The sequence below is a fragment of the Microbacterium sp. CCNWLW41 genome (genome assembly GCF_037083505.1).
Genome location: NZ_JBAOJP010000001.1, coordinates 152,795 through 177,708, shown reverse-complemented (window position 1 = coordinate 177,708; position 24,914 = coordinate 152,795). Strand labels below are relative to the sequence as shown.

Here is a 24,914-nt window from a genome sequence, read left to right as displayed (position 1 = left end):
CCCCCGTCGTCCACTCGTGATGTCGCGTACGACTCGCGGTAGTCGGTGCGCACGGCGCACCGCGATTCGATCGCGACACCGCGATTCAGCGCGCGGATGACCCCGTATGACGCCGCGTGTCGCCCTGTCGCGGCGTGTGTCGTCTCAGCGTTTCACCGAGTCGGGCGCCCGGCCAGCATGAGCGCATGCCTACCCCACTCATCTCGCCGACCGACCTCGCCGATCTGATCCGCGGCGGCACCCCGCCGCGGATCCTCGACGTGCGCTGGCGCCTCGACCGGCCGGAGGGCCGTCCGGACTACCTCGACGGGCACCTGCCGGGCGCGGTCTACGTCGACCTCGACAACGAGCTCGCCCGCCGCGGCGACCCGCGTGAGGGGCGGCATCCGCTCCCGTCCCGCGAGCAGCTGCAGGCCGCTGCCCGGCGCTGGGGGATCCGCACCGGTGACACCGTCGTCGCGTACGACGACGTGCATTCGGTCGCGGCGGCCCGCGCCTGGTGGGTGCTGACCCGCTCCGGACTCGCCGACGTGCGTGTGCTCGATGGCGGGCTTCGCGGGTGGCTGGCGGAGCGGCTGCCGCTGGAGACCGGCGACGTGCTGCCGCGCCCGCCGGGCGATGTCGTTCTCGATGACATCAGCGACGGCTTCGCCGACATCGACGGCGTGGAGGAGTGGCCCGACCACGGCCTGCTGCTGGACGTCCGCGCGCCCGAGCGATACCGCGGCGACAGCGAGCCGCTGGACCCCGTCGGCGGTCACATCCCGGGCGCGGTGAACCTGCCGACGACCGTGCACCTGTCAGCCGGGAAGTTCCGCTCGGCCGAAGAGATCCGCGCCGAGTTCGCCGCCGCCGGGGTGCGCGACGGAGTCGCCGTCGCCGCCTACTGCGGCTCGGGCATCGCGGCGACCCACACGGCGCTGGCCGGGGTGATCGCGGGCATCGACGTCGTGGTGTATCCGGGGTCGTGGAGCCAGTGGTCGCGCGCGCGCGGCCGCCTCGCCGCCGTCGGCCCGGCGCCCTCGCTGGACGTGGTGCCGGTATGAGCGAGCCTCTCATCGTCGGCGCCATGGTGCGCACACTCGGCGCGTACCCGTCAGGCTGGCGCTACCCCGGCGCGCACAACGACCCGCAGTCGGATGCCGCGGTCCTGCGTCGCATCGCACGCCTGGGCGAGGACGCCGACCTCGACTACCTCTTCTTCGGCGACTGGCTCGCGACCGGACCCGACCTGGAGTTCCGCGACCCCTACCTGCTCGCACGCATCGATCCGCTGAGCGCCGTGCTGTACCTGGCCGGGGTCACCGAGCGCATCGGGCTCATCGCGACCGTCAACTCGACGTACGCAGATCCGTACGCAGCCGCTCGCGCGACGGCATCCCTCGACGTCCTCACCGGCGGTCGCGCCGGCGTCAACCTCGTCACAGGCGCCGAGCCGCGCGCCGCGGCGAACCACGGGCGCGACGCGCACGCCGACAACGAGTCGCGCTACGACCGCGCCGACGAGTTCGTCCACGCGCTGCGGCTGCTCTGGGAATCGTGGGACGACGACGCGTGGCTCGCCGACACCGCTCGGGGCGTGCTCATCGACGCCGACCGGTTGCGCCCGGCCGCATTCTCGGGCGCGCACGTGCGAGTCGAGGGGCCGCTGAATGTCGCGCGCCCACCGCAAGGGCATCCGCCGATCGTCCACGCCGGCACTTCGCCGCGTTCACGTGCGCTGGCCGCGACCGAGGCCGACCTCGCGCTCATCGCCGCGGGAGAGCCGGCCGTGGCCGCGGCGACGCGAGCCGGGCTGCGGACGCTGGCGGAGGCATCCGGCCGTGATCCCGACGAGCTCAAGGTCATCGTCCCGGTGCTGCCGGTGGTGGCGGAGACGGATGCCGCGGCCCGCGCGATCGTCGACCGGCTGCTCCTGCTCGTCCCGATCGACGACGGCTTCTCCGGCTCCGACGGGCGGCCGGCGTTCCCATCGAACCGCTCGCTGGCATCGTTCCTCGACATCGCCTGTATCGACGCCGACGACGCCGTGCGCGAGGCATCCGTCGACGACGCGGTGCCACGGCGGGCCGCGGCCCGCTTCGCGGAGCCGGCGGCGCGGACGCTCGACATCGTGCGCGGGCGCACCGGCCGGAGCCTCGACGGTCCGTACCCGGTCACGTGGCGTCACCTCATCGCCGCGCACGCCGTGCCGGCCAACTTCGTCGTCGGCGGTGCCGGAGCGATCGCCGATCACTTCGAGCTGTGGCGCGACTCCGGCGCCGCGGACGGCTTCAATGTGCTGTCTGCCTTCCAGCCGTCGCAGTTCGAGTCCTTCACGTCCCTCGCCGTGCCGGAACTGCGGCGCCGGGGCCTCATCGGCCGTTCCGGGGCGACGCTTCGGGATCGCCTGGGGCTCGGTGCGCCCCGGCTCGCGCGGGCACCCGAACCCGCCGCCCTGCGTCGCTGAGCTCGCCGTATTACGTCCCGTGAACGTCGGTGACCCTCGTTTGCGCACGGTGAACAGCAGTGACAGCCCGATCGGCGGGCGACGGATGCCGCTCCCTAGCGTGGCCAGCACCCCTTCACCTCACCCGAATCACATTGGAGAACCCATGTCCCGTCCCGCATTGCGAATCGCCGCCGGGGCTGCCGCCCTGCTCGTCGCCGCGGCATCCCTGGTGGCGTGCGCGTCGCGGCAGCCCGCCTCGGAGGGCGCGGCGGCCGCAGCCGACGACCCCGTCCGCGGCGGCACGCTCACCTACCTCGAGCACCAGACGTACACGAACCTCTACCCGCCGCAGGCGGGCTTCTACCCCAACGGCGGCATCGTGAACAACATCACGGCGCGCCTGACGTGGCAGAATCCCGAAACGCTCGAGATCGAGCCGTGGGTCGCGACGGAGTGGACGGTGAACGCCGACGCCACGGAGTACACGTTCGGGTTGCGCGACGATGTCACCTTCTCGGACGGGACTCCGCTCGACGCCGCCGCCGTCGCGAAGAACTTCGACACGTACGGTCTCGGCAACCCGACGCTGGGACTGACGGTCTCGGAGGCGATCAACAACTACGCCTCGAGCGAGGTCGTCGACGCCGACACCGTGACGTTCCGCTTCTCGGCGCCGGCGCCCGGCTTCCTCCAGGCGACGTCGACCATCAACTCCGGCCTGCTCTCGCCGACGACGCTGGATCGTTCGCTGGAGGAGCTCGGCGCCGGAAACGCCGTCGACATCGTGGGCTCGGGTCCCTTCGTGGTCACCGATGAGAAGCTGGGCACCGACCTCACACTCGAGGCACGCGAGGATTACGACTGGGCGCCGCCGAGCTTCGAGCACCAGGGCCGCGCGTACCTCGACGAGATCCACCTCATCGTCACGCCCGAGGACAGCGTGCGCATCGGCTCGCTGCTGTCGGGCCAGGCCGACTACATCCGGTACGTGCAGGCGTTCGACGAGGCGCGCGTCGAGTCGTCGGGCTTCGACCTGTACGCTCCGCAGACCCGTGGTGTGAACAACGGGCTGAGCCTGCGGTTCACCAACCCCCTGCTGAGCGACATCCGTGTTCGTCAGGCCCTCGTCGCCGGTGTCGACAGCCAGGAGGTCGTCGACACGATCTTCACGGGCAACTACCCGCGAGCCACGTCTGCACTGAGCTCGTCCGCTCTCGGATACAAGGACGAGTCGGACTTCTATGAGTACGACCCCGAGAAGGCAGAGGAGCTGCTCGACGAGGCCGGGTGGGAGCCGGGAGCCGACGGCATCCGCGAGAAGGACGGCCAGCGCCTGTCTCTGGACGTCTACGAGGCGAAGCCGCAGCCGCTGTCGAAGCAGACGCTCGAACTCGTCTCGCAGCAGCTGAAGAAGATCGGCGTCGAGCTCAACGTGAAGTCGGCGGATGCCGGCACGTACGCCGAGGACATCAAGGACCCGCTGAAGACCCCGCTCTACCACTCGATGGTCGGACGCGCGGACCTCGACGTCATCAAGAGCCAGTACTACACGAAGAACCGCAACACGCTGCTGTCGGACGATGCCGAGCTCGACCGCCTGCTCGAGGCCGTGGCCTCGACGCCCGACGCGGAGGCGCGGATCGCGGCGTCGCAGGCGGTGCAGGACCATCTCGCCGAGCAGGCGTACGTCATCCCGCTGTTCGAGGAGCCGCAGGTGTACGGCGCAGCACCGTACGTCCACGGGATCGAGTTCGAGTCGGTCGCGCGTCCGCTGTTCTACGACGTGTGGCTCGAAGAGCAGCAGTAGGACTCGGGAGCCGAACCCATGAGCTACGCGCTCCGACGCGCCGGGCAGGCCGCGATCGTGCTGATCGCGGCCTTCACGGCCACCTTCGTCCTGCTGCAGCTGCTGCCCGGCGACGCCGTCCTCATCAAGTACGACAATCCCGAGCTGGGACTGACGCCTGATCAGATCGCGTCCATCCGCACCGCGTACGGCGTCGACTCGCCGTGGTGGGAGCAGTACTGGGCCACCCTCACCGGATACGCGCAGGGGGACTTGGGATTCTCCACGCAGTACGGCACCGGGGTCCTGCAGCTCATCGGGGAGGCGCTCCCGCCGACGGCGGCCCTGGCGACGCTCGGGTTCGCGCTGGCCGCGGTGCTCGCGTTCGCGGTCGCGTTCCTCTCGACGCTGTCACCGTTCGCGTGGCTCCGCCAAGGGCTTCAAGCCCTCCCGGGGGTGTTCGTGGCGGTGCCGGTGTTCTGGCTCGGCATCCTGCTCATCCAGGTGTTCTCGTTCGGCCTCGGCTGGGTGCCCATCGTCGGCGCCGATCCGGTGGCGGGCCTCATCCTCCCGGTGGTCACGCTCGCGGTGCCCATCTCGGCGCCCCTGGCCCAGATCCTCGTGCGCAGCATCGATGAGGTGCAGCTGCAGCCGTTCGTCACCGTCGTGCGGGCGAAGGGCGCGTCGCCGTCCTGGGTGCTGTGGCGTTCGGTCGCACGCAACGCCCTGCTGCCGACGCTCACGATCGCCGGCGTGCTGTTCGGCGAGCTGATCGGCGGCGCGGTGGTCACCGAGACGGTGTTCGGACGACCCGGCATCGGGCGCGTGACGGAGCAGGCGGTCGCGAACCAGGACATCCCGGTGCTGCAGGGGATCGTCGTGCTCGCCGCGCTGACCTTCGTCGTCGTGAACCTCCTCGTCGACCTGCTCTACCCCGTGCTCGATCCCCGGCTGCGCAGCGGCAGACGCGCTGCCCGCAACCGGTCCCCCATCGCGTTGCAGGAGGCGACCGCATGAACGCGCAGACCACGACAGAGGTCACGGATGCCTCCACCGCCGCGATCGCGCGGGACGAGGCCTCCGGTGTGGTCCTCGATCCGGTCGCTCGCGAGGCCGGGGCGCCCGACGGCCTGCCCGAGCGACGCGCGTCGGCCGCGCGGCTGTTCGCCCGCAGGCGGCGGCCGTCGTGGACGCTCGTCGCCGCGGTGGCGGTGATCCTCGTCGCGGTGCTGTGGGCGGTCGCGCCGTGGCTGTTCACGTCGCACGACCCGATCGCGGGAGTGCCTGCCGAGAAGCTGCTGCCGCCGAGCGCGGCGCACTGGTTCGGCACCGATGCGATCGGACGCGACGTCTACGCGCGCGTCGTCTACGGCGCGATCCATTCGCTGTCGGGGGCTCTCATCGCCGTCACGGTGGGGCTCGCGGCCGGCACGGTCGTCGGCGTCGTCACCGGGTCCGTCGGCGGCTGGGTGGATGACGTGCTGATGCGCCTTGTCGACGTGCTCCTGTCGATCCCCGGGCTGCTGCTCATGCTGTCGGTGATCATCCTGCTCGGATTCGGGACGGTCAACGCGGCCATCGCCGTCGGCGTCGTCAGCGTCGCGTCATTCGCACGAGTCTCCCGCTCCGAGGTCGTGCGCGTGCGCCGCACCGACTACGTCGAGGCCGCGTTCGGCAGCGGCGGGTCGTACGTCTCGGTGCTGCGCCGGCACGTGCTCCCGAATTCGACCACAGCCGTCGTCGGGCTCGGGGCCCTGCAGTTCGGCACCGCGATCCTCGCGATCTCGACGCTCGGCTTCCTCGGTTACGGCGCACCGCCGCCGACGCCGGAGTGGGGGCTGCTCATCGCGGAGGGACGCAACTACGTCGCCACCGCCTGGTGGCTCACCACCCTGCCGGGTCTTGTCGTGCTCGTTGTGGTGCTGAGCGCCAACCGCATCAGCCAGTCGATCGGAAGGGGAGCGCGATGAGCGTGCTCGACGTGCAGGATCTGCGCGTGTCGTATCAGACGCGGGCCGGACGCCGAGAGGTCGTCCACGGCGTGGACGTCTCGGTCGGCGAAGGGGAGGTGGTCGCACTCGTCGGCGAGTCCGGCTCGGGCAAGTCCACCACCGCTCACGCCCTCATCGGTCTGCTCCCAGAAGGTGGCCGCGTGGACGGCGGATCGATCACGATCGGCGGTGTCGACATCACCGGATGGAGCCAGAAGCGGCTGCGCGCGGTGCGTGGCGCACAAGTGGGCCTGGTCCCGCAGGACCCGGTGTCGTCCCTCGACCCGGTGCGCCCGGTCGGCGTGCAGGTGGGCGAGATCCTCCGGCTTCATGGGGTGCGGGATGCCGCCACCCGCCGCGGCCGCGTGCTGGAGCTGCTCGACCGGGTCGGCCTCGACGACCCCGCGCTGCGGGCGCGTCAGCATCCTCACGAGCTGTCCGGCGGCATGCGGCAGCGGGTGCTCATCGCGACCGCGATCGCGCTGCGGCCGCGCCTGATCATCGCGGACGAGCCGACGAGCGCCCTCGACGCCACCGTGCAACGTCGCATCCTCGATCTCATCGACGATCTGCGGCGCGAGGAGGGCACGTCGGTGCTCCTCGTCACCCACGACCTCGGGGTCGCGGCGGACCGCGCGCAGCGCATCGTGGTGCTCAATCACGGGCGCGTCGTCGAGCAGGGGCCGAGCGCCGGCATCCTGTCGTCTCCCGCTGTCCCCTATACGCGTCAGCTGCTCGCCGACGCGCCGTCCCTCGCGACCGGGGAGTTCCGGGGGCCGGCGGCACCGCTGTTCCTGCGGGATGCTGCGGCCGCCGCAGCCGAGAACCCCTATGCCGTCGCAGCGGAGGGGCTGGTGAAGGAGTTCGCCGTGCACGGGCGTGGACGCGAGCCGTTCCGCGCCGTGGACGACGTGTCGTTCCAGGTGCGCCGGGGCACGACCCACGCGCTGGTGGGGGAGTCGGGCTCCGGCAAGACGACGACGGCACGGCTCGTGACGCGGTTCCTGCATCCTGACGCCGGGCGCATCCAGCTCGACGGCGCAGACATCGCCGGCCTGAAGGGCGAAGACCTTCGGCGACTGCGCCGGCGCGTGCAGCTGGTGTACCAGAACCCGTTCTCGTCACTGGACCCGCGGCAGAGCGTGGCGCAGATCGTGGCCGAGCCGCTGCACAACTTCCGGGAGGGCACGCGGCCCCAGCGGAGGGCGCGCGCCGCCGAGCTCATCGACCGCGTCTCGCTCCCCGCCGACGTGCTCGAGCGCACGCCGCGGGAGCTCTCGGGTGGACAGCGTCAGCGCGTCGCGATCGCCAGAGCACTCGCGATCCGCCCCGAGGTCGTCGTGCTCGACGAAGCCGTCTCGGCCCTCGACGTCACCGTCCAGGCGCGCATCCTCGAGCTGCTCGGATCGCTGCAGCAGGAACTCGGTCTCACCTACCTCTTCATCTCGCACGATCTCGCGGTGGTGCGTCGCATCAGCCACACGGTCTCGGTGATGCGCCGCGGGAGGGTGGTCGAGGCCGGCAGCACCGAGGACATATTCACCGCACCCGCCCATGACTACACGCGCGAGCTGCTGGCCGCCGTGCCCGGACGATCGGAGGTCGCGGCATGACCGTGTCGTCTCTCGCCTTCTTCACCCGCCTGCTCGACGACGCGCCCGCCTCCGAGCGATACCGCCTCGCCGCCGACCAGATCCGGCATGCCGAACGCTTCGGCATCGGGCGCGCATGGGTCGCGCAGCACCACTTCCGCGCGGCCGAGGGCGGCCTGCCGGCACCCCTCGTGTTCCTCGCCCACGTCGCCGCCGCGACGAGCGAGATCCGGCTCGGCACCGGCGTCATCACGCTGCCGCTCGAAGACCCGGTGCGCGTCGCCGAGGACGCCGTCGTGGCAGACCTGCTCTCCGGCGGGCGGATCGACCTCGGTCTCGGCAGCGGCGGCACCCCGTCGTCGTTCGCGCCCTTCGGTCAGGACGCGGCGGCCAAGGCCGCCGTCTACGACGCGAAGCTCGCGCTCCTGCTCGACGCACTCGCAGGGCGTGAGATCGGCGCGGGCAACAGGCTCTACCCCGATCCGAGCGCGGTGACACCGCCTACCGCCACACCCCTGTCTTCGCGCGTGTGGCAGGCGACGTTCTCCGCGGCGGGAGGCGCGCGCGCCGGCGTGCACGGCCACGGCCTGCTGCTGTCGCGCACGCAGCCTCGCGCGGCGGACGCCGTCGGCGCGACCCTCGCCGACCTGCAGCATCCGATCATCGACCGCTATCTCGACGCGCTCCCGACCGGCGCAGCGCCGCGGATCACGGCATCCCGCACCGTGTTCGTCGCCGACGACCGCGCCGACGCGGTGCGCTTCGCCGCGGTGGGGCTGCGCCGCGCGGCGGAGGGCTTCCGGCGCGCCGGACAGCACATCCCCGGCGACACGCTCGACGAGCTCATCGCCGCGACGGACACGCACCTCGGGACCCCCGAAGAGGTGGCCGCATCGCTTGCCACCGACACGACTCTCTCGCGGGCCACCGAGGTCGCCTTCCAGGTGCACTCGGTGGACGCCCCGCACGACTTCGTGCTGCGGTCGATCGAGCTGTTCGCCACCGAGGTCGCCCCCGCACTCGGCTGGAGAGCGCGCGAAGGAACCCTCGAACCACTCGGACGTCTCGGAAAGGAGACCCCATGACCACCGCGACCACCGACGTCGTCGACGAGCTCGTCGGCGTGCGCCGAGGCGACGTGCTCGACGAGCTTCGCCGCCGGCGACCTGTCACGCGCGACCAGCTGCAGGCCAGCTACGACGCCCTCTTCGCACCGGTCGACGACAGAACGTTCGCCGTCGCCGACCGCGTGCTCGTCGCCGCGTTCGCGACGCGCTCCACGGCCGACGACGAGACGGCGCGCCACTACGCGGACGCCGCTCGCGACGCCGACTCCGAGCGTGCCGCGCTCGTCCTCGCCGAGGCATCCTTCGCCGCGACGGCAGGGCCGTTCGGTGCGTATCGCGAGGAGGGACTGCGGGGCGAGAGCAGCGAGGGCCGACGGTACGAGCCGTCCCCCGACACGCGCGACGTGCTCGGGGAGCGGCTCGCGGCCGCGCTCGCCCACACGCACCTGCTCACGTTCCGGCCACGTGAGGCGGATGCCGCCGATCACGCGCGTCTGCTCGAGGCGGGGTGGACCCCCGACGGGATCGTCACGCTGTCGCAGCTGGTGTCGTTCCTCGCGTTCCAGCAGCGCGTCGCCGCCGGGCTCCGCGCGATCGCCGCGACCCAGGAGGTCTCCGCATGACCGGCAGCACGACCGCATCAGCCGTCCTCGCCCACGATGCCGCGCACCCACACGCGTTCACGCGCGCGGAGGTGGGGTGGCTGCCGTGGCTCCAGCCGCTTCTCATCGAAGAGCTCACCCAGCGCCACTACGACGGTCTGGTCGACCGGCAGCGCGCCGGGAGCGACTACTTCCGGCTGCTGGCGCGCGACCCCGAGATCCTGCGTGCGCGCACGCTCGTCGACAAGGACATCTTCTACAACACGGCCGACGGGCTCCCGCGGGCCGAACGGGAACTCGCAGCCACCGCCGCTTCGCGGATCAACGGCTGCGTCTTCTGTGCCTCGGTGCACGCACGCTTCGCCGCCCACCACTCGAAAGCTCCCGAGCTGGTGGACCGCCTGCTCGCCGAGGGGATCGGCGCCGAGCTGGGCGAGCGCTGGGACGCCATCGTGGCGGCCGCCGCAGCGCTCACCGCGACGCCGCTCGCGTTCGACGTCGCTCACGTCGCGCGCCTGCGCGCCGCGGGCCTGGACGAGCTCGCGATCGCCGACGTCGTGCACGGCGCCGCGTTCTTCAACTGGGCGAACCGCCTGATGCTGTCGATCGGGCGTCCGGCCGCGCCGCCGGAGGAGAACTCGTGAGCACGTTCGACGCCCAGGCGACGCTCGCTGCTCCGCTCGGGGTCCGGGCGTGGCGCGATGCGGGGACACCGTCCGGGTCCACTGACCCCACGCCGGGTCCATCCGCGTCACGGCGGCTGCGTGTGGTCGGCGTCTCGGGCTCGCTGCAGGCACCGAGCCGGACGACGGCTCTGATCGGCGCGATCCTGGACGCCGTGGCGGAGCGGGTCCCTGCCGAGACCGAGCTGGTCGAGGTCGCAGCGCTGGGCCCCGGGTTCTCTGGCGCGCTGCGGCGCGCCGACGTCGCCACTGAGGTCGAGGCGGCGCTGCAGGCGATCGAGTCGGCCGATCTGCTGGTCGTGGCCAGCCCGGTGTACCGCGCCTCCTTCACCGGTCTCTTCAAGCATCTGTTCGACTTCGTCGGTCAGTACGGGCTCGTCGGCACGCCGGTGCTGCTCGGCGCCACCGGTGGGGGCGAGCGACACGCGCTCATGATCGAGCATCAGCTGCGCCCGCTGTTCGGCTTCTTCCAGGCGCTCACACTGCCGATGGGCGTGTACGCGTCGGATGCCGACTTCGCGGGCTACGAGCTCGTCGACCCCGCGGTGACCCGTCGCGTCGCACAGGCCGTCGACCGCTCCCTGCCGCTCATCGCGCAGGCCGCGCACGTCGGACGATCGGAGGACGTGAGGACCTGGTGACCCGGAACGGCCGACGGGTGCCGCGACCGGCGGCAGAGCGCCGGGTCGCGGCATCCGTCGCTTCCCGTCCGCCGTCGGACTAGACTCGTCCGCGTGTTGACCTGTCGGTGTTGTCGCCCCTGCTGTTGAAGCCCGTGCTTCACGCAGACCTCCGCGACCCCGATCACTCCCCGTGCACCCGCGCGGCAACACCGAGGACCTACCCGTGCGTTACGCCGAAAGCGTGGCCGACCTCGTCGGCAACACCCCTCTCGTCCGCCTGACCCGTGTCACCGACGGCATCGCCGCCACCGTGCTGGCGAAGGTCGAGTACTTCAATCCCGGCGGATCCGCCAAGGACCGCATCGCGCGCCGAATCATCGACGCCGCCGAGCGCGACGGGCAGCTGCGGCCCGGCGGAACGATCGTCGAGCCCACCAGCGGCAACACCGGCGTGGGTCTCGCGCTGGTCGCCCTGCAGCGCGGATATCGCATGATCTTCGTCGTGCCCGACAAGTTCGCCGGCGCGAAGGTCGACGTGCTGCGGGCCTACGGCGCCGAGGTCGTCGTCACCGACACCAGCGTGCCGCCGGAGGACCCGCGCTCGTATTACAGCGTGTCGGACCGCCTCGTGCGCGAGATCCCGGGCGCCTTCAAGCCGAACCAGTTCGCCAACCCCAACGGGCCGCTCAGCCACTACGAGACGACCGGGCCCGAGATCTGGCGCGACACGGACGGCCGCGTGACGCACTTCGTCGCCGGGATCGGCACGGGAGGCACCATCACCGGTACCGGGCGGTACCTGCACGAGGTCTCGGGCGGGAGGGTCCGTGTCGTCGGCGCCGACCCCGAGGGCTCGATCTACTCCGGCGGCCCGATCCACGGCTACCTCGTCGAGGGCGTCGGCGAGGACTTCTGGCCCGACAGCTACGACCCCTCGGTCCCCGACGAGATCCACCGCATACCCGACGCCGAGACGTTCGCGATGACGCGCCGCCTCGCCCGCGAGGAGGGGCTACTCGTCGGCGGATCGAGCGGCATGGCCGTCGTGGCGGCGCTGCGCACGGCGCGCGGCCTTCCGGCCGACGCGGTCGTCGTCGTGCTGCTGCCCGACCATGGCCGCGGCTACCTCAAGCGCTTCTACGACGACGACTGGATGCGCGAGCACGGGTTCGACGTCGAGCCCGCGGCATCCGCTCTCGCCGACGACCGCACCACCGCCGAAGCCCCCCACGAAGGAGCGACCGAATGACCGATCACAACAGCGACGCCGGCTTCGAGACCCGCGCCGTGCACGCCGGCCAGGCGTTCGACCCGGCGACGGGCGCCGTCATCCCGCCCGTGCACTTCTCGACCACGTACGCCCAGGACGGCATCGGCGGGCTCCGCGGCGGCTACGAGTACGGCCGCAGCGGCAACCCGACGCGCACCGCCCTCGAGACGCAGCTCGCCGCACTCGAGGGGGGCGCGCACGCCCTGTCGTTCGCCTCGGGCCTCGCCGCCGAGGACGCGCTGCTGCGCGCCGCGCTCGAGCCCGGCGACGAGGTGCTGCTCGGCAGCGACGTCTACGGCGGCACGTATCGGCTCATCGCGCGCGTGCTGGGCGCGTGGGGCATCGGCGTGCGCGTCGTCGACATGAGCGACCTGGGCGCGGTGCGGGCGGCGCTCGAGGAGCGCCCCGCGCGCATCGTGTGGGTCGAGACCCCGAGCAACCCCCTGCTGCGCATCACCGACATCGCCGGGCTCGCGCGGCTGGGCCACGAGGCGGGTGCGCTCGTCGTGGTCGACAACACCTTCGCGTCGCCCGCGCTGCAGCAGCCGCTGTCGCTCGGCGCGGACGTGGTCGTGCACTCCACCACGAAGTATCTCGGCGGGCACTCCGACGTCGTCGGCGGCGCGCTCGTGCTGAACGACGACGCGCTGTACGAGCAGGCGAAGTTCCTGCAGTTCGCCGTGGGCGCCGTGTCGGGCCCGCTGGACGCGTGGCTCACGACCCGCGGCATCAAGACGCTGCCCCTTCGCATGCGGCGCCACAGCGAGAACGCGCACGCGATCGCCGAATTCCTCTCGGGCCACGGCGCGGTCGAGCGCGTGTACTACCCCGGCCTGCCCTCGCACCCCGGTCACGAGGTCGCCGCGCGGCAGATGAGCGGGTTCGGCGGGATCGTCTCGGTGGCGCTGGCGGATGCCGCCTCCGCGCGCCGTCTCGCCGAGTCGACGCGCCTGTTCCAGCTGGCCGAGTCGCTCGGCGGGGTCGAGTCGCTGATGAACTACCCCGACGAGATGACGCACGCCTCGGTGCGCGGCACCGAGCTCGCCGTCCCTCCGGAGGTGGTGCGGCTCTCCGTCGGCATCGAGTCGATCGACGACCTCGTCGCCGACCTCGACCAGGCCCTCGACCGCCTCTGACGCCGCCCGCAGGCCGCCGCCGGCCGCGGCATCCGCGCGTATGCACCCCTGCCCAGTAACCACGATCTCGGCGAGTGACCACGTCACCGTCGCCGACAGCGTGGTCGTTCGACGACGTCGCGGTTCCTCGGCGGGCGCCGCGGGGCGGCGACGTAGGCTCGGAGGATGACCGCGAGTCCCGGCATCCGCTCCTCCGTCCTCGCCGAGCCGCTGCGGATCGGGGCCGTGACGGTGCCCAACCGCATCATGCAGACGGCGCACTCGAAGCAGTACTCCGACCGAGTCGAGTCCGACCGCGAGACGGCGTACTACGTGCGGCGGGCGCAGGGCGGGTGCGGGCTCTTCGTCGCCGGCAACCACTTCGTGCACCCCACCGGGTCGATCCGCGGGTTCGAGGACGCCTACCGCCCCGAGAGCGTCGCGGCATCCAAGAAGATGACGGATGCCGTCCACGAGGCCGGCGCGAAGATCTTCGTGCAGCTCAACCACCACGGCGCGCAGGCGCAGCCCGACGGTCCGGACGGCCCCCGGGCGGTGTACGCCCCGTCGCGACTGCTCTCGCCGTCGACCGCGCACGCCACGCGCGAGATGGACCACGACGACATCGCGGCCTTCGTCGACGGCTGGGCGCTGTCGGCCGAGCACGCCCGCGACGGCGGGTTCGACGGCGTCGAGATCCACATGGCGCACGGCTATCTGCTGCACCAGTTCCTCTCGCCGCTCTACAACGCGCGCGCCGACGAGTACGGCGGCGACATCGAGGGGCGCACCCGCTTCCCGCGCGAGGTGCTGCGCGCGGTGCGCGCGCGGGTCGGCGACGACTTCACCGTCGGCATCCGGATCGTCGCGAACGAGTTCCACCCCGACGGCGTCGACGGCGCGGGAATGCGCGAGGTCATCGACCGGCTCCGCGCGGAGGCCCGCATCGACTTCCTCGACCTCGCCGGCGGCGGGTACCACAACGTCCACTACGTCTTCCCGTCGTCGCCGATGCCTTACGCCTGGCTGCGCGACGACGTCGCCGCCGTCAAGGCCGCGAACCCCGACGTTCCGGTCTTCGGGGTCGGCGCCGCGCGCACGGTCGAGGACGCCGAGGAAGTCGTCGCCTCGGGCATCGCCGACATGGTGGCGCTCACCCGCGCGCAGATCGCCGACCCCGACCTCGGCCGCAAGCTCATCGGACCCGGGACCGCGCACGGACCGGGGCCCGCCGGCGTCGCGGAGCCCGGCATCCGTCACTGCATCCGGCTGAACCAGGGATGCCTCGGCCGCGGCAGCCGCGGTCTGGCCATGTCGTGCACCGTGAACCCGCTCGCGGGGCGGGAGCTCGAGCGGGGCGCGCGGCCCCGGGCGGCGACCGCGCAGCGGTGGGTCGTGGTCGGCGGGGGACCGGCGGGCATGCGCGCCGCCGTCGAGCTCGCGACCGACGGCCACGCCGTGACGCTCATCGAGCGCTCCGGCGAGCTCGGCGGCCAGCTGCGGCTCGCTCGCCGCGTGCCGGGGCGCGAGAGCGTCGGGCTGCTCGTCGACGATCTGGAGCGCGACCTCGCCGCCGCCGGCGTCGAGGTGCGGCTCGGCGTCGAGGCGACGACCGAGTCGCTGCGCGGACTCGGCGCCGACGGCATCGTCGTCGCGACCGGCGCCGTCGCCCCCGCGTCGACGTCGCTCGCGCTCGGGGGTGCCTACGCGGGCGGCTTCCCGGCGGCGGGCACGATCGACGCGTTCGCCGCGGTGTCCCGCACCGCCGGCGCCGAGACCCGTGCCCGGCCGCTCGGGCGGAGGATCGCGGTCGTCGACGCCGACGGGACCGCGTATGCCGCCGGGATCGTCCTGACGCTCCTGCCGCACGTCGACGAGCTCGAGCTCGTCACGCCGTTCGAGACCGTGTTCCCCCATATCGGCGCCGGCTACGACCGTCCGCTGCTGCTCGAGCGTCTGGGTGCCCACGGCGGCTTCCGCCGGCGCACCGCCCACCGCGTCGAGGGGGTCGCGGCCGGTGCGGTCCGGGTGAGCGATGCGCTGACCGGCGTCGCCGACACGATCGGGGCGCTCGAGGCCGTCGTGGCGATCGAGCCGCGCGCGTCGGTCACGATCCCCGGCGGGATGACGGATGCCGCGCCCCGCGTCCTCACGATCGGCGACGCGTTCGCGCCCCGCACGATCGACGCCGCGGTGTTCGAGGCCGTCGAGCTCGCTTACGACGTCGCCGGCCTGGCTCGCCTCCGCGGCTGACGACGGCGCCCGCCCCACGACCAAGGGCGGGCGCCGACCACCGGCCGCAGGTCAGGCCGCCGACCAGCCGCCGTCGCTGGCGAGGTTCTGGCCGTTGACGTTGACGCCGTCGTCGCTCAGCAGGAACGTGATCGACGCGGCGAGGCGGTCGGCGGTCACCGGCGGCGGCATGATCGCCATGCCGGCGCGCACGCGGTCGGCGCCGAGGGGCGAGTTGAAGGCGGCCTCGATGTTGGTGATCACCGGGCCCGGTGCGACGGCGTTGACGCGGATCCCGCTGGGGCCGTACATGAACGCGCTGGACTTGGTCAGGCCGACCACCGCGTGCTTGGACGCGGTGTAGGCGGCACCGGCCGAGGAGCCGCGAAGGGATGCCTCCGACGAGGTGTTCACGATCGAGCCGCTGCCCTGCGCGAGCATCGTGGGGAGCACCGCGCGCATGAGCTTCATCGTGCCGGTGACGTTGACCCGGAACACGCGGTCCCACACGGCGTCGGTGACCTCGCCGACTGGTGTCATGTCGTCCATGATCCCGGCGATGTTGGCGAGGGCGTCGATGCGGTCGCCGGCGGCCTCGACGATGCGGGCGACGCCCTGATCGTCGGTGATGTCGGCGGTGAGCGCCACGACGTCCGCGCCGGGATGCGCCGCGACGAACTCGTCCAGACGCTCCTGGCTCACGTCGACGGCGATCACGCGGCCGCCCTCGCGCGCGACGCGCGAAGCGGTCGCGCGGCCGATGCCGGATCCGGCGCCGGTGACGATGACGGTCTGACCGGTGAAGCGGCCCGACGTGATCTTCTCGGCCCACTCCGCGGCCGGCGCGTCGCCGGGGTCGGTGTCCGCCTCGGCCGCGATGCCGTCCGGGTTCACCTGGGCGACCAGGGCGTCCAGCGCGGCCTGGGGGAAGGCGCCGCCGCTCATCGCGACGAGGTTGCGGATGGGGAGGCCCGCCACGGGGGCGAGGGCGTCGGTGCTCTGGCCGCCCTGGGAGAGGAGGCCGCGCAGTGCGGGGCCTCCGGCCGGGTGGTCGAGCCACGCCTGGATGGTGGACGCTCCGGTGAGGAGCGCGGTGTCGGTGGTCATGAGTTCTTCCCTTTCTGCCGGCAGCGGGACGTCCGGGATGCGGGTGCGGGACCTTCGGGGCGGCTCCTACCGGACATCTATGTCCGGTACTAGGCTACACCCGTGCCCCGCACAGCAGTCCCCGATTCGACTCCCCGCCGCAATCGCGGGCCGGCCGCGGCCGCCGACAACCGGCGCGCCCTCATCGCCGCCGCCCGCGAGGTCTACGCCGAGGGCGGCCTCGGCGCGCCGTTCAGCGCCGTGGCCAAGCGCGCCGGAGTGGGCCAGGGGAGCCTCTACCGTCATTTCCCCGACCGCACGGCGCTCGCGGTCGCCGTCTTCGAAGACAACGTGCGCGAGCTCGAGGAGTACTCGGCGGCGTCCGACCGGACGATCGAGGACCTGCTCGATCGCGTCGTCGATCAGGCCGTGGGCTCGACCGCGCTGATCCAGCTGGTCACGGCGGATCCCGCCGACGGGCGGGTCGCGGCGATGGGTGAGCGGTTCCGCGTGCTCGTCGACCGCCTGCTGACGCGCGACCGGACGGCGGGGCGCGTCGGCTCGCACATCGAGGCGGAGGACGTCACGCTCGCGGCGGGGATGCTCGCCACCGAGCTGGCGCGGGCCGACCCGGCGCAGCGACCGGCGGTCGCGCGGCGTGCGCGGGCCCTTTTCGCCGCGGCGTTCGCCCCGCGATGAGGACCCAGTAGGCTCCTGCCATGGGTAGGTTCATCTACGACACGAACGCGAACGCGGTCGACATCGAGGACCGCACTCTCGCCCATCTCCGCATCGTCATGATGAACAAGCTGCGGCGCTCCGAGCCCTTCATGTTCGACGTCGAGATCGGGGACGGGAGCGGCCGTCGCAGCTTCTGGATCCATCCGTCGGTGCCGCTGCAGTTCCACTTCTTCGGCGGCCGCCAGCCCCGCATCAACCGGCGCTGGGTCGAGGAGCTCATGCGGACCGCGAGCGGCCCGAACGGGCTCACCGTCATCCCCGAGCCCGACGAATCCGAGTCCGACTCCGACGACTGAGCCCGCCAGGCGTCACAGGCGCGTCCACGCCTCCGTCAGCACGCTGCGCAGGATCTGCTCGATCTGATCGAACTCGGCCGGGCCGACCGTCAGCGGCGGCGCGAGCTGGATGACGGGGTCGCCGCGGTCGTCCGCGCGGCAGTACAGCCCGGCGTCGAACAGCGCCTTGGACAGGAACCCGCGCAGCAGCCGCTCGGACTCGTCGTCGTCGAAGGTCTCCTTCGTCGCCTTGTCCTTGACCAGCTCGATGCCGAAGAAGTAGCCGTCGCCGCGGACGTCTCCGACGATCGGCAGATCGGTGAGCTTCTCGAGGCTCGAGCGGAACAGCGGCGAGTTCTCGCGCACGTGCTCGTTGAGGCCCTCCTCCTCGAAGATGTCGAGGTTCTCCAGGGCCACCGCCGCCGAGACCGGATGGCCGCCGAAGGTGTAGCCGTGGTAGAACGCGCGGTCTCCGTGCGCGAACGGCTCGTAGATGCGGTCGCTCACGATGGTGGCGCCGATGGGCGAGTAGCCGCTGGTCATCGCCTTGGCGCACGTGATCATGTCGGGCACGTAGCCGTACGCGTCGCAGGCGAACATGTGGCCGATGCGTCCGAACGCGCAGATGACCTCGTCCGACACCAGGAGCACGTCGTACTTGTCGCAGATCTGGCGCACGCGCTGGAAGTATCCGGGAGGGGGCGGGAAGCAGCCGCCCGAGTTCTGGACGGGCTCGAGGAACACGGCGGCGACGGTGTCGGGGCCCTCGAACAGGATCATCTCCTCGATGCGGTCGGCCGCCCACACGCCGAACGCCTCGAGGTCGTCGGCAGGCGCGCCCATGTCGGCGGCGCGGTAGAAGTTGGTGTTCGGCACGCGGAAGCCGCCGGGCGTGACCGGCTCGAACATCTCCTTCATCGCCGGGATGCCGGTGATCGCGAGCGCGCCCTGCGGCGTGCCGTGGTAGGCCACCGAGCGGGAGATCACCTTGTGCTTGGTGGGCTTGCCCTGGATCTTCCAGTAGTACTTGGCGAGCTTGAACGCCGTCTCGACCGCCTCTCCGCCGCCGGTCGAGAAGAACACCTTGTTCAGATCGCCGGGCGCGTAGCCGGCGAGGCGGTCGGCGAGCTCGATCGCGGCGGGGTGGGCGTAGGACCAGATCGGGAAGAACGCCAGCTCCTCGGCCTGCTTGGCGGCCACCTCGGCGAGGCGGCGGCGGCCGTGGCCCGCGGCGACGACGAACAGACCCGCCAGGCCGTCGATGTACTGCTTGCCCTGCGAATCCCAGATGTGGTGCCCCTCGCCCTTGACGATGATGGGCACGCCGGGGCCGTCGGTCATGACGGACTGGCGGGCGAAGTGCATCCACAGGTGGTCTTTCGCCATCTGCTGCAGCTCCGCGTCGCTGCGGGCCGGGCGTCGGGTCACGGACTGCGCGGTGGTGGACATGGGAGAGCCCTTCCGTCGGAGGTTCTCCCACGCTACTCGCGTGCCCCACGGGCCCGGAGGGGACGTTTCGTCCGGTTCGGATGCCGCGGCCGTCGGTCCGTCCGGATGCCGTGGCGCCGCGGCATCCGCTCTTCTCTGTGGTTCGGGTCTTCACCCCGTCGCGCCACAGGTCAACCGCGACTCCACAGGAGGTTGGAACGGTTCAACCTCCTGCGGAAGCGTGGTTGACCTGTCGGGATCGGGTCGGGCGCGGAATCCGGTGACCCCGGGAGCGCTCAGGTCGAGCCGCGCTCGATGAGGCGGGTGGGAAGAAGGATAGGTCCAGGCGGCAGGGTCGCACCCGCGGCGGCCTCGGTGAGCGCGGTGACGGCCGCCGCGGCCATCTCGCGGATGGGCTGGCGCACGGTGGTGAGCGGCGGCGTGAGCCAGCGGGCGCCGCGCAGGTCGTCGAACCCGACGACGAGCACGTCGTCGGGGATGCGCCGCCCGGTCGCCGCGGCTGCGGAGTACACGCCCGCCGCCATCTCGTCGGAGCATGCGAAGACCCCCAGCCGCTCTCCCGGCCGGAGGCCGCGCAGGACGGGCAGCGCGGCCTCGCGCGCCGCCGCTCCGCCCCAGTCGGCCTGCACCGCGACGAGGTCGGCGTCGGGGCGGACCAGGCGCAGCGCCTCGCGGAAGCCGGTGTTCCGTGCACGGCCGTAGCGGTACGGCGGCGACCCCAGCACCACCGCGAACCGGGTGGCGCCGCGTTCGGCCAGGTGCATCGCCGCTGCCGCACCGCCCTCCCTGTCGGTCGTGCGAACGCTCGTAAGACCCCGCGACGTCTCGGCCTGCGGATCCATCAGCACGACCGGGATCTCGGCGTCGTTCAGCGCCGCCAGCTGCGACGCCGTCGGCGAGATGAGTCCCAGCACCACGCCGGCCGAACCGCGCCGGCGGATGCGCATCGGCCAGTCGTCGTCGGGGGTGTCGCGCTCCTCGGTCAGCACGAGGTCGTAGCCGGCGGCGGCCGCGGCGCTGCGGGCGCCGGCGGTGACCTCGTCGGAGTAGGCGTTGTGGAACCAGCCGAGCACCAGGTCGACCAGGCGCGCGGATCCCGGCGGCCGCCCGCCGACGGCGGGGTCACGCGCGTAGCCGAGCGTGCGGGCCGTCGCCAGCACCCGACGTCGAGTGGCAGGGGCCAGGTCGCCGCGACCGGACAGTGCGCGGGATGCCGTCGCCACGCTGACTCCTGCCGCCGCCGCCACGGCCGCCAGGCTCACGCGCGCCGACACCGGACGCCTCCGCTCGACGCTTCCTCGTGAGACGTCACCGGGCCGCCGCGACCGCGGGTGAACCCCACGGTCTCGGCGATCGGATGACGCCTCACGGCCATCGCACCACCTTGGCGCACGGTCGAGGTTTTGCGCAACATTGTCGCGACGCCGACCGGGCGATGGCATCGTCTGTGGCTGGAAAGGGCACACTCCCGATGACGACGACGACATCACCGCTGCGGATCGCACTGATCGGCACCGGCTTCATGGGCCGCATGCACACCCACGCCTGGCGCACCGCTCCGCGCTTCTTCGACCTGCCGCTGACTCCGCAGCCGGCGCTGCTCGTCGGGCATCGCGCCGACGCCACGGCCGAGGCCGCGGCGCGCTGGGAGTGGCCGGAGCACTCGGTCGACTGGCGCGAGGCCGTCGAACGCGACGACATCGACGTGATCGACATCTGCACCCCCGGCCAGACCCACGCCGAGATCGCGCTCGCCGCGCTCGCCGCCGGAAAGCATGTGCTGTGCGAGAAGCCGCTGGCGAACTCGGTCGCCGAGGCGGAGGAGATGACGGATGCCGCAGCCCGCGCCGGCGTCGTCGCCATGTGCGGCTTCAGCTACCGCCGCACCCCCGCACTCACCCTCGCGCGCGAGCTCATCGCGGCAGGCCGTGTCGGCGAGATCCGCCACGTCCGGGCGCAGTACCTGCAGGACTGGCTGAGCGACGCAGACGCGCCCCACACCTGGCGGCTGGACCGTGATCGGGCGGGCTCGGGCGCGTTGGGCGACATCGGCGCGCACAGCATCGACACCGCGCAATGGCTCACCGGTCAGGACATCACGGCGGTGTCGGCGACCCTGCGCACCTTCGTGACCTCGCGGCCCCGACGCGGGGCTGTGGAAGGCCTGGGCGGCGTGGCCGCCGACACCACCGACCGGCTCCCGGTCACCGTCGACGACGCGGCGGCGTTCACCGCCCACTTCGACGGCGGAGCCCTGGGTGTCTTCGAGGCGACGCGCCTGGCGACCGGACGCCGCAACGCCAACCGCATCGAGATCAACGGCGACCGCGGCGCGATCGCGTTCGACTTCGAGCGGATGAACGAGCTCGAGGTGTACGACGCCGCCGCCGACGTCGCCCAGGGCTTCCGGCGCGTGCAGGTCACCGAGGCGCAGCATCCGTATGCCGGCGCGTGGTGGCCCGTGGGTCACGGACTCGGGTACGAGCACCTGTTCACGCACCAGGCGGTCGACTTCGTGCGCGCCGTCGCCGGTGAGATCCCCGCGTCGCCCACCTTCGCCGACGCGACCCAGGTGCAGCGCGTGCTCGCCGCGGTCGAGCAGAGCGCCGCGCACGACAGCATCCTGACGACGGTCGCCGCCGGCGCCGTCGACGCCCCTGCAAACCCCGTGGAAGGAAACCCCTCATGACCCGCACCGCCCTCGTCGTCCGCGGCGGATGGGACGGCCATCACCCGGTCGAGGCGACCGAGCTGTTCCTGCCGTTCCTCCGTGACAGCGGCTTCGACGTCTCCGTGGAGGAGAGCCCCGAGGTGTACGCGGACGCCGACCGCATGGCGGGGGTCGACCTCGTGCTGCAGTGCGTCACCATGTCGCAGGCCTCTCAGGAGGCCGTCCGCGGGCTGCGCGACGCCGTCGCCGCCGGAACCGGCCTCGCCGGCTGGCACGGCGGGATCGCCGATTCGTTCCGGGCCAGCTCCGACTACCTCCAGCTCGTCGGCGGCCAGTTCGCCACCCACCCCTCGAAGCACCCCGACGAGGTGCACGGGGACCAGAGCGACAACTACCTCGAGTACACCGTCGAGCTCACCGACCTCGGCCGCACCCACGAGATCACCGCCGGCCTGGACGACTTCGTCCTGACGACGGAGCAGTACTGGGTGCTCCACGACGACCTCATCGACGTGCTGGCGACCACCACGCATCCGGTGCAGCCGTACCACCCCTGGCACCGCCCCATCACCTCGCCCGCGGTGTGGACGCGCGAGTGGGGACAGGGGCGCGTCTTCGTCGCGACGCCGGGTCACAGCGTCGACGTGCTGCAGGATGCCAACGTCCGCACGATCATCGAGCGGGGGCTGCTGTGGGCGGCGCGGTGACCGGGGTCGGCATCGTCGGGCTGGGCGTCATCTCGCGCCAGTACCTCGACACCCTCAAGGGCGTCTCGAGCGTGCGCATCGTCGCGGTGGCGGACCTCGACACGGCCAGGGCCGATGCGGTCGCCGAGACCATCCCCGGCGCGCGCGTGCTGACCACGGACCAGCTCGTCGCGGACCCCGAGGTCGACGCGGTCCTCAACCTCACGATCCCCGCCGCGCACGCCGAGGTCGCGCTCGCCGCCATCGCCCACGGCAAGGACGTCTTCGGCGAGAAGCCGCTCGCGGCGACGCTCCCCGATGCCGCGCGGGTGATGGATGCCGCGGCCGCCGCGGGCGTCCGCATCGGCGCCGCGCCCGACACGGTGCTCGGCACGGGCGTGCAGACCGCCCGGGCTGCGATCGACGAGGGTCTGATCGGCCGCCCGGTCTCGGCGTCGGCGATGTGGATCTCGGCCGGCCACGAGTCGTGGCATCCGCAGCCGGACTTCTACTATCGCGAAGGCGGCGGCCCGCTGCTGGACATGGGACCGTACTACGTCACGTCCCTCGTGCAGCTGCTCGGGCCGGTCGCCTCCGTCTCGGGAGCGGCGTCGCGGTCGCGCGACACGCGCGTCATCGGATCCGGCCCGCGTGCCGGGGAGTCCATCGCCGTCGACGTCGACACGCATCTCACCGGCATCCTGCACCACGCCTCCGGTGCCCTGTCGACCGTGACGATGAGCTTCGACGGGGTGCGGTCGACGGCGGCGCCCATCGAGGTGCACGGCGTCGACGGCTCGCTCCTGGTGCCCGACCCGAACATGTTCACCGGCGCAGTGCAGCTGCACCCCCGCGGCGGCGAGTGGCAGACGCTGCAGCCGTCGGCCGGATACGCCGACGCGGGTCGCGGCATCGGGCTCATCGACTTCGCCGCCGGCCACGCGCGCGCGAGCGGGGCGATGGCCCACCACGTGCTCGAGATCATGACGGCGCTCGCCGCCTCGGCCGCCTCGGGCGCGCGCGAACCGCTGCACACGACCGTCGAGCGCCCCTCCCTCGTTCCCCTCACCCCTGCAGACACCTGGAGAAGCCTGTGACCACGGCCCGCGCCGTCATCGACCTCGACGTCCCCGGCGACGTCATCAGCCGCCACCTCTACGGCCACTTCGCCGAGCACCTCGGCCGCTGCATCTACGGCGGCTTCTGGGTCGGCGAGGATTCCGAGATCCCGAACGTGCGCGGCATCCGCTCGGACGTCGTCGAGGCGCTCCGAGCGCTCGGCATCCCGAACCTCCGCTGGCCCGGAGGCTGCTTCGCCGACGAGTACCACTGGCGCGACGGCATCGGTCCCCGCGAGAGTCGCCCGCAGATGGTGAACACCCACTGGGGCGACATCGTCGAGAACAACCACTTCGGCACGCACGAGTTCATGGACCTCTGCGAGATGCTCGGCGCCGACGCCTATGTCAACGGCAACGTCGGCAGCGGCACGGTGCGCGAGATGAGCGAGTGGGTCGAGTACCTCACGCGCGACGGCGACAGCCCGATGGCGCGCCTGCGTCGCGAGAACGGCCGAGACGAGCCGTGGAAGGTGCCGTTCTGGGGCATCGGGAACGAGGCGTGGGGCTGCGGCGGCAACATGACCGCCGAGCAGTACGCGCTGGAGGCACGCCGCTACGGCACCTTCTGCCGCAACCACGGCGGCAACGAGCTCTACCGCATCGCGGCCGGCGCGTCGGACGACGACATCACCTGGACGCGGGCGCTCATGGAGTCGCTCGGATGCCTCACCTGCGGCTCCAACCCGTCCCCGGTGTTCCAGGGCGTGTCGTTCCACTACTACGCGCACGCCGGAGCGGGCATCAACACAGAGTCGGCGACGGAGTTCGACGCCGAGCAGTACTACGGCACCATGCGCAAGGCGATCGATGTCGAGCGCGTCATCCGCCGGCACGAGGCGGTGATGGACTCGTACGATCCCGACCGCAAGGTCGGCCTGATCCTCGACGAGTGGGGCACGTGGTGGAACGTCGAGCCGGGCACCAACCCCGGGTTCCTCTTCCAGCAGAACACCGTGCGCGACGCGCTCGTGGCCGCCGTGCACTTCGACGCCTTCCACCGGCACGCCGGGCGTCTGAAGATGGCGAACATCGCGCAGACGCTCAACGTGCTGCAGGCGATGATCCTCACCGACGACTCCGGTGCGATGGTGCTGACCCCGACCTACCACGTGTTCGAGATGAACCGCGGCCACCACGACGCCACGGCGCTGGGCACCCACGTGCTGTCGTCGCCGTCGGCATCCGAGGGCGTGCCGGGCCTGTCGGTCTCGGCCTCGACCACCGAGGGCGCGGCGCTGGTGTCGCTGTCGAACCTCTCGCTCGACGAGACGCTCGACGTGCGCGTCGACCTGCGCGGGCGCGCCGCGACGGTGCGCCGCGCGCGGGTGCTGACCGGGACGGATGCCGCCGCCCACAACACGCCCGAGACGCCCGACGCCGTCGCGCCGGCGCCGCTGGAGACGTCGCTCGACGGCGGCGTGCTCTCGGTGTCGCTGCCGCCGCACGCGTTCGCGACGGTGGAGCTCGACCTGGCGTAGCCGGCGCGGAGACGA

22 protein-coding genes are annotated in these 24,914 nt (G+C 72.2%); 19 read left to right on the top strand and 3 right to left on the bottom strand.

All coding sequences use genetic code 11. The features are described 5' to 3' along the window. The first annotated feature begins 185 nt into the window (after positions 1-185). The 13 genes from V6R91_RS00690 (at position 186) to V6R91_RS00630 (ending at position 15,413) form a co-directional block, all read left to right on the top strand. Positions 186-1,046, top strand: a complete 861-nt coding sequence (locus tag V6R91_RS00690) for a sulfurtransferase (protein WP_336393673.1) — start codon at positions 186-188, stop codon at positions 1,044-1,046. After that, positions 1,043-2,449 (top strand): NtaA/DmoA family FMN-dependent monooxygenase, encoded by a 1,407-nt coding sequence (locus tag V6R91_RS00685; RefSeq protein WP_336393672.1) that lies wholly within the window; start codon positions 1,043-1,045, stop codon positions 2,447-2,449. The genes V6R91_RS00690 and V6R91_RS00685 overlap by 4 nt, the downstream gene beginning before the upstream one ends. 145 nt (positions 2,450-2,594) lie before the next feature. After that, positions 2,595-4,238: a TIGR04028 family ABC transporter substrate-binding protein gene (locus V6R91_RS00680; RefSeq protein ID WP_336393671.1), complete on the top strand. Its 1,644-nt coding sequence runs from the start codon at positions 2,595-2,597 to the stop codon at positions 4,236-4,238. 18 nt (positions 4,239-4,256) lie between these two features. Further along, the gene (locus tag V6R91_RS00675; RefSeq protein ID WP_336393670.1) at positions 4,257-5,234 is read left to right on the top strand and encodes an ABC transporter permease; all 978 of its coding nucleotides are present in this window, start codon (positions 4,257-4,259) and stop codon (positions 5,232-5,234) included. Then, the gene (locus V6R91_RS00670; protein ID WP_336393669.1) at positions 5,231-6,187 is read left to right on the top strand and encodes an ABC transporter permease; all 957 of its coding nucleotides are present in this window, start codon (positions 5,231-5,233) and stop codon (positions 6,185-6,187) included. The genes V6R91_RS00675 and V6R91_RS00670 overlap by 4 nt, the downstream gene beginning before the upstream one ends. After that, on the top strand, positions 6,184-7,821 hold the full coding sequence (locus tag V6R91_RS00665; protein ID WP_336393668.1) for an ABC transporter ATP-binding protein: 1,638 nt from the start codon (positions 6,184-6,186) through the stop codon (positions 7,819-7,821). Before V6R91_RS00670 ends, V6R91_RS00665 begins: the two co-directional genes overlap by 4 nt. Beyond that, positions 7,818-8,885, top strand: a complete 1,068-nt coding sequence (locus V6R91_RS00660) for a putative FMN-dependent luciferase-like monooxygenase (protein WP_336393667.1) — start codon at positions 7,818-7,820, stop codon at positions 8,883-8,885. The genes V6R91_RS00665 and V6R91_RS00660 overlap by 4 nt, the downstream gene beginning before the upstream one ends. Next, positions 8,882-9,490: a CMD domain protein gene (locus V6R91_RS00655; protein WP_336393666.1), complete on the top strand. Its 609-nt coding sequence runs from the start codon at positions 8,882-8,884 to the stop codon at positions 9,488-9,490. The genes V6R91_RS00660 and V6R91_RS00655 overlap by 4 nt, the downstream gene beginning before the upstream one ends. Further along, entirely contained in the window at positions 9,487-10,113 is a 627-nt protein-coding gene (locus V6R91_RS00650; RefSeq protein WP_336393665.1) for an alkylhydroperoxidase domain protein, read from the top strand. The genes V6R91_RS00655 and V6R91_RS00650 overlap by 4 nt, the downstream gene beginning before the upstream one ends. Beyond that, positions 10,110-10,793, top strand: a complete 684-nt coding sequence (gene msuE, locus V6R91_RS00645; protein WP_336393664.1) for an FMN reductase — start codon at positions 10,110-10,112, stop codon at positions 10,791-10,793. Before V6R91_RS00650 ends, msuE begins: the two co-directional genes overlap by 4 nt. 205 nt (positions 10,794-10,998) lie before the next feature. Next, entirely contained in the window at positions 10,999-12,024 is a 1,026-nt protein-coding gene (locus tag V6R91_RS00640) for a pyridoxal-phosphate dependent enzyme (RefSeq protein WP_442928081.1), read from the top strand. Next, on the top strand, positions 12,021-13,181 hold the full coding sequence (locus tag V6R91_RS00635) for a cystathionine gamma-synthase (RefSeq protein WP_336393663.1): 1,161 nt from the start codon (positions 12,021-12,023) through the stop codon (positions 13,179-13,181). The genes V6R91_RS00640 and V6R91_RS00635 overlap by 4 nt, the downstream gene beginning before the upstream one ends. A gap of 165 nt (positions 13,182-13,346) precedes the next feature. After that, entirely contained in the window at positions 13,347-15,413 is a 2,067-nt protein-coding gene (locus tag V6R91_RS00630) for an oxidoreductase (protein WP_336393662.1), read from the top strand. 51 nt (positions 15,414-15,464) lie between these two features. On the opposite strand, the gene V6R91_RS00625 is transcribed toward V6R91_RS00630, so the two are convergent. Further along, positions 15,465-16,499 (bottom strand): SDR family NAD(P)-dependent oxidoreductase, encoded by a 1,035-nt coding sequence (locus tag V6R91_RS00625; RefSeq protein WP_336393661.1) that lies wholly within the window; start codon positions 16,497-16,499, stop codon positions 15,465-15,467. 102 nt (positions 16,500-16,601) lie between these two features. Between V6R91_RS00625 and V6R91_RS00620 the strand changes: the two genes are divergently transcribed. Both V6R91_RS00620 and V6R91_RS00615 read left to right on the top strand, forming a co-directional pair. Beyond that, positions 16,602-17,177: a TetR/AcrR family transcriptional regulator gene (locus V6R91_RS00620; RefSeq protein ID WP_336393660.1), complete on the top strand. Its 576-nt coding sequence runs from the start codon at positions 16,602-16,604 to the stop codon at positions 17,175-17,177. A gap of 20 nt (positions 17,178-17,197) precedes the next feature. After that, complete coding sequence (locus tag V6R91_RS00615; protein WP_336393659.1) at positions 17,198-17,515, top strand: DUF7882 family protein; 318 nt, start codon at positions 17,198-17,200, stop codon at positions 17,513-17,515. A 12-nt stretch (positions 17,516-17,527) separates the two neighbouring features. On the opposite strand, the gene V6R91_RS00610 is transcribed toward V6R91_RS00615, so the two are convergent. Further along, positions 17,528-18,943, bottom strand: coding sequence for an aspartate aminotransferase family protein (locus V6R91_RS00610; protein WP_336393658.1), 1,416 nt, complete (start codon positions 18,941-18,943; stop codon positions 17,528-17,530). Between the two features lie 275 nt (positions 18,944-19,218). Next, positions 19,219-20,217 carry a LacI family DNA-binding transcriptional regulator gene (locus V6R91_RS00605; protein ID WP_336393657.1) on the bottom strand — a complete coding sequence of 333 codons (999 nt, stop codon included), beginning with the start codon at positions 20,215-20,217 and terminating at the stop codon, positions 19,219-19,221. Between the two features lie 197 nt (positions 20,218-20,414). Between V6R91_RS00605 and V6R91_RS00600 the strand changes: the two genes are divergently transcribed. The 4 genes from V6R91_RS00600 to V6R91_RS00585 are packed head-to-tail and all read left to right on the top strand — an operon-like array spanning position 20,415 to position 24,899. Beyond that, complete coding sequence (locus V6R91_RS00600) at positions 20,415-21,632, top strand: Gfo/Idh/MocA family protein (RefSeq protein ID WP_336393656.1); 1,218 nt, start codon at positions 20,415-20,417, stop codon at positions 21,630-21,632. After that, positions 21,629-22,321, top strand: coding sequence for a ThuA domain-containing protein (locus V6R91_RS00595; protein ID WP_336393655.1), 693 nt, complete (start codon positions 21,629-21,631; stop codon positions 22,319-22,321). Before V6R91_RS00600 ends, V6R91_RS00595 begins: the two co-directional genes overlap by 4 nt. Next, complete coding sequence (locus V6R91_RS00590; RefSeq protein WP_336393654.1) at positions 22,318-23,397, top strand: Gfo/Idh/MocA family protein; 1,080 nt, start codon at positions 22,318-22,320, stop codon at positions 23,395-23,397. Before V6R91_RS00595 ends, V6R91_RS00590 begins: the two co-directional genes overlap by 4 nt. After that, entirely contained in the window at positions 23,394-24,899 is a 1,506-nt protein-coding gene (locus V6R91_RS00585) for an alpha-N-arabinofuranosidase (protein WP_336393653.1), read from the top strand. The genes V6R91_RS00590 and V6R91_RS00585 overlap by 4 nt, the downstream gene beginning before the upstream one ends. Positions 24,900-24,914: the final 15 nt, after the last annotated feature.

Bases quoted from the DNA above. Each gene is read 5' to 3' on its own strand.
- V6R91_RS00690 (WP_336393673.1), top strand. From the start codon at position 186: ATGCCTACCCCACTCATCTCGCCGACCGACCTCGCCGATCTGATCCGC.
- V6R91_RS00685 (WP_336393672.1), top strand. From the start codon at position 1,043: ATGAGCGAGCCTCTCATCGTCGGCGCCATGGTGCGCACACTCGGCGCG.
- V6R91_RS00680 (WP_336393671.1), top strand. From the start codon at position 2,595: ATGTCCCGTCCCGCATTGCGAATCGCCGCCGGGGCTGCCGCCCTGCTC.
- V6R91_RS00675 (WP_336393670.1), top strand. From the start codon at position 4,257: ATGAGCTACGCGCTCCGACGCGCCGGGCAGGCCGCGATCGTGCTGATC.
- V6R91_RS00670 (WP_336393669.1), top strand. From the start codon at position 5,231: ATGAACGCGCAGACCACGACAGAGGTCACGGATGCCTCCACCGCCGCG.
- V6R91_RS00665 (WP_336393668.1), top strand. From the start codon at position 6,184: ATGAGCGTGCTCGACGTGCAGGATCTGCGCGTGTCGTATCAGACGCGG.
- V6R91_RS00660 (WP_336393667.1), top strand. From the start codon at position 7,818: ATGACCGTGTCGTCTCTCGCCTTCTTCACCCGCCTGCTCGACGACGCG.
- V6R91_RS00655 (WP_336393666.1), top strand. From the start codon at position 8,882: ATGACCACCGCGACCACCGACGTCGTCGACGAGCTCGTCGGCGTGCGC.
- V6R91_RS00650 (WP_336393665.1), top strand. From the start codon at position 9,487: ATGACCGGCAGCACGACCGCATCAGCCGTCCTCGCCCACGATGCCGCG.
- V6R91_RS00635 (WP_336393663.1), top strand. From the start codon at position 12,021: ATGACCGATCACAACAGCGACGCCGGCTTCGAGACCCGCGCCGTGCAC.
- V6R91_RS00630 (WP_336393662.1), top strand. From the start codon at position 13,347: ATGACCGCGAGTCCCGGCATCCGCTCCTCCGTCCTCGCCGAGCCGCTG.
- V6R91_RS00625 (WP_336393661.1), bottom strand. From the start codon at position 16,499: ATGACCACCGACACCGCGCTCCTCACCGGAGCGTCCACCATCCAGGCG.
- V6R91_RS00615 (WP_336393659.1), top strand. From the start codon at position 17,198: ATGGGTAGGTTCATCTACGACACGAACGCGAACGCGGTCGACATCGAG.
- V6R91_RS00610 (WP_336393658.1), bottom strand. From the start codon at position 18,943: ATGTCCACCACCGCGCAGTCCGTGACCCGACGCCCGGCCCGCAGCGAC.
- V6R91_RS00600 (WP_336393656.1), top strand. From the start codon at position 20,415: ATGACGACGACGACATCACCGCTGCGGATCGCACTGATCGGCACCGGC.
- V6R91_RS00595 (WP_336393655.1), top strand. From the start codon at position 21,629: ATGACCCGCACCGCCCTCGTCGTCCGCGGCGGATGGGACGGCCATCAC.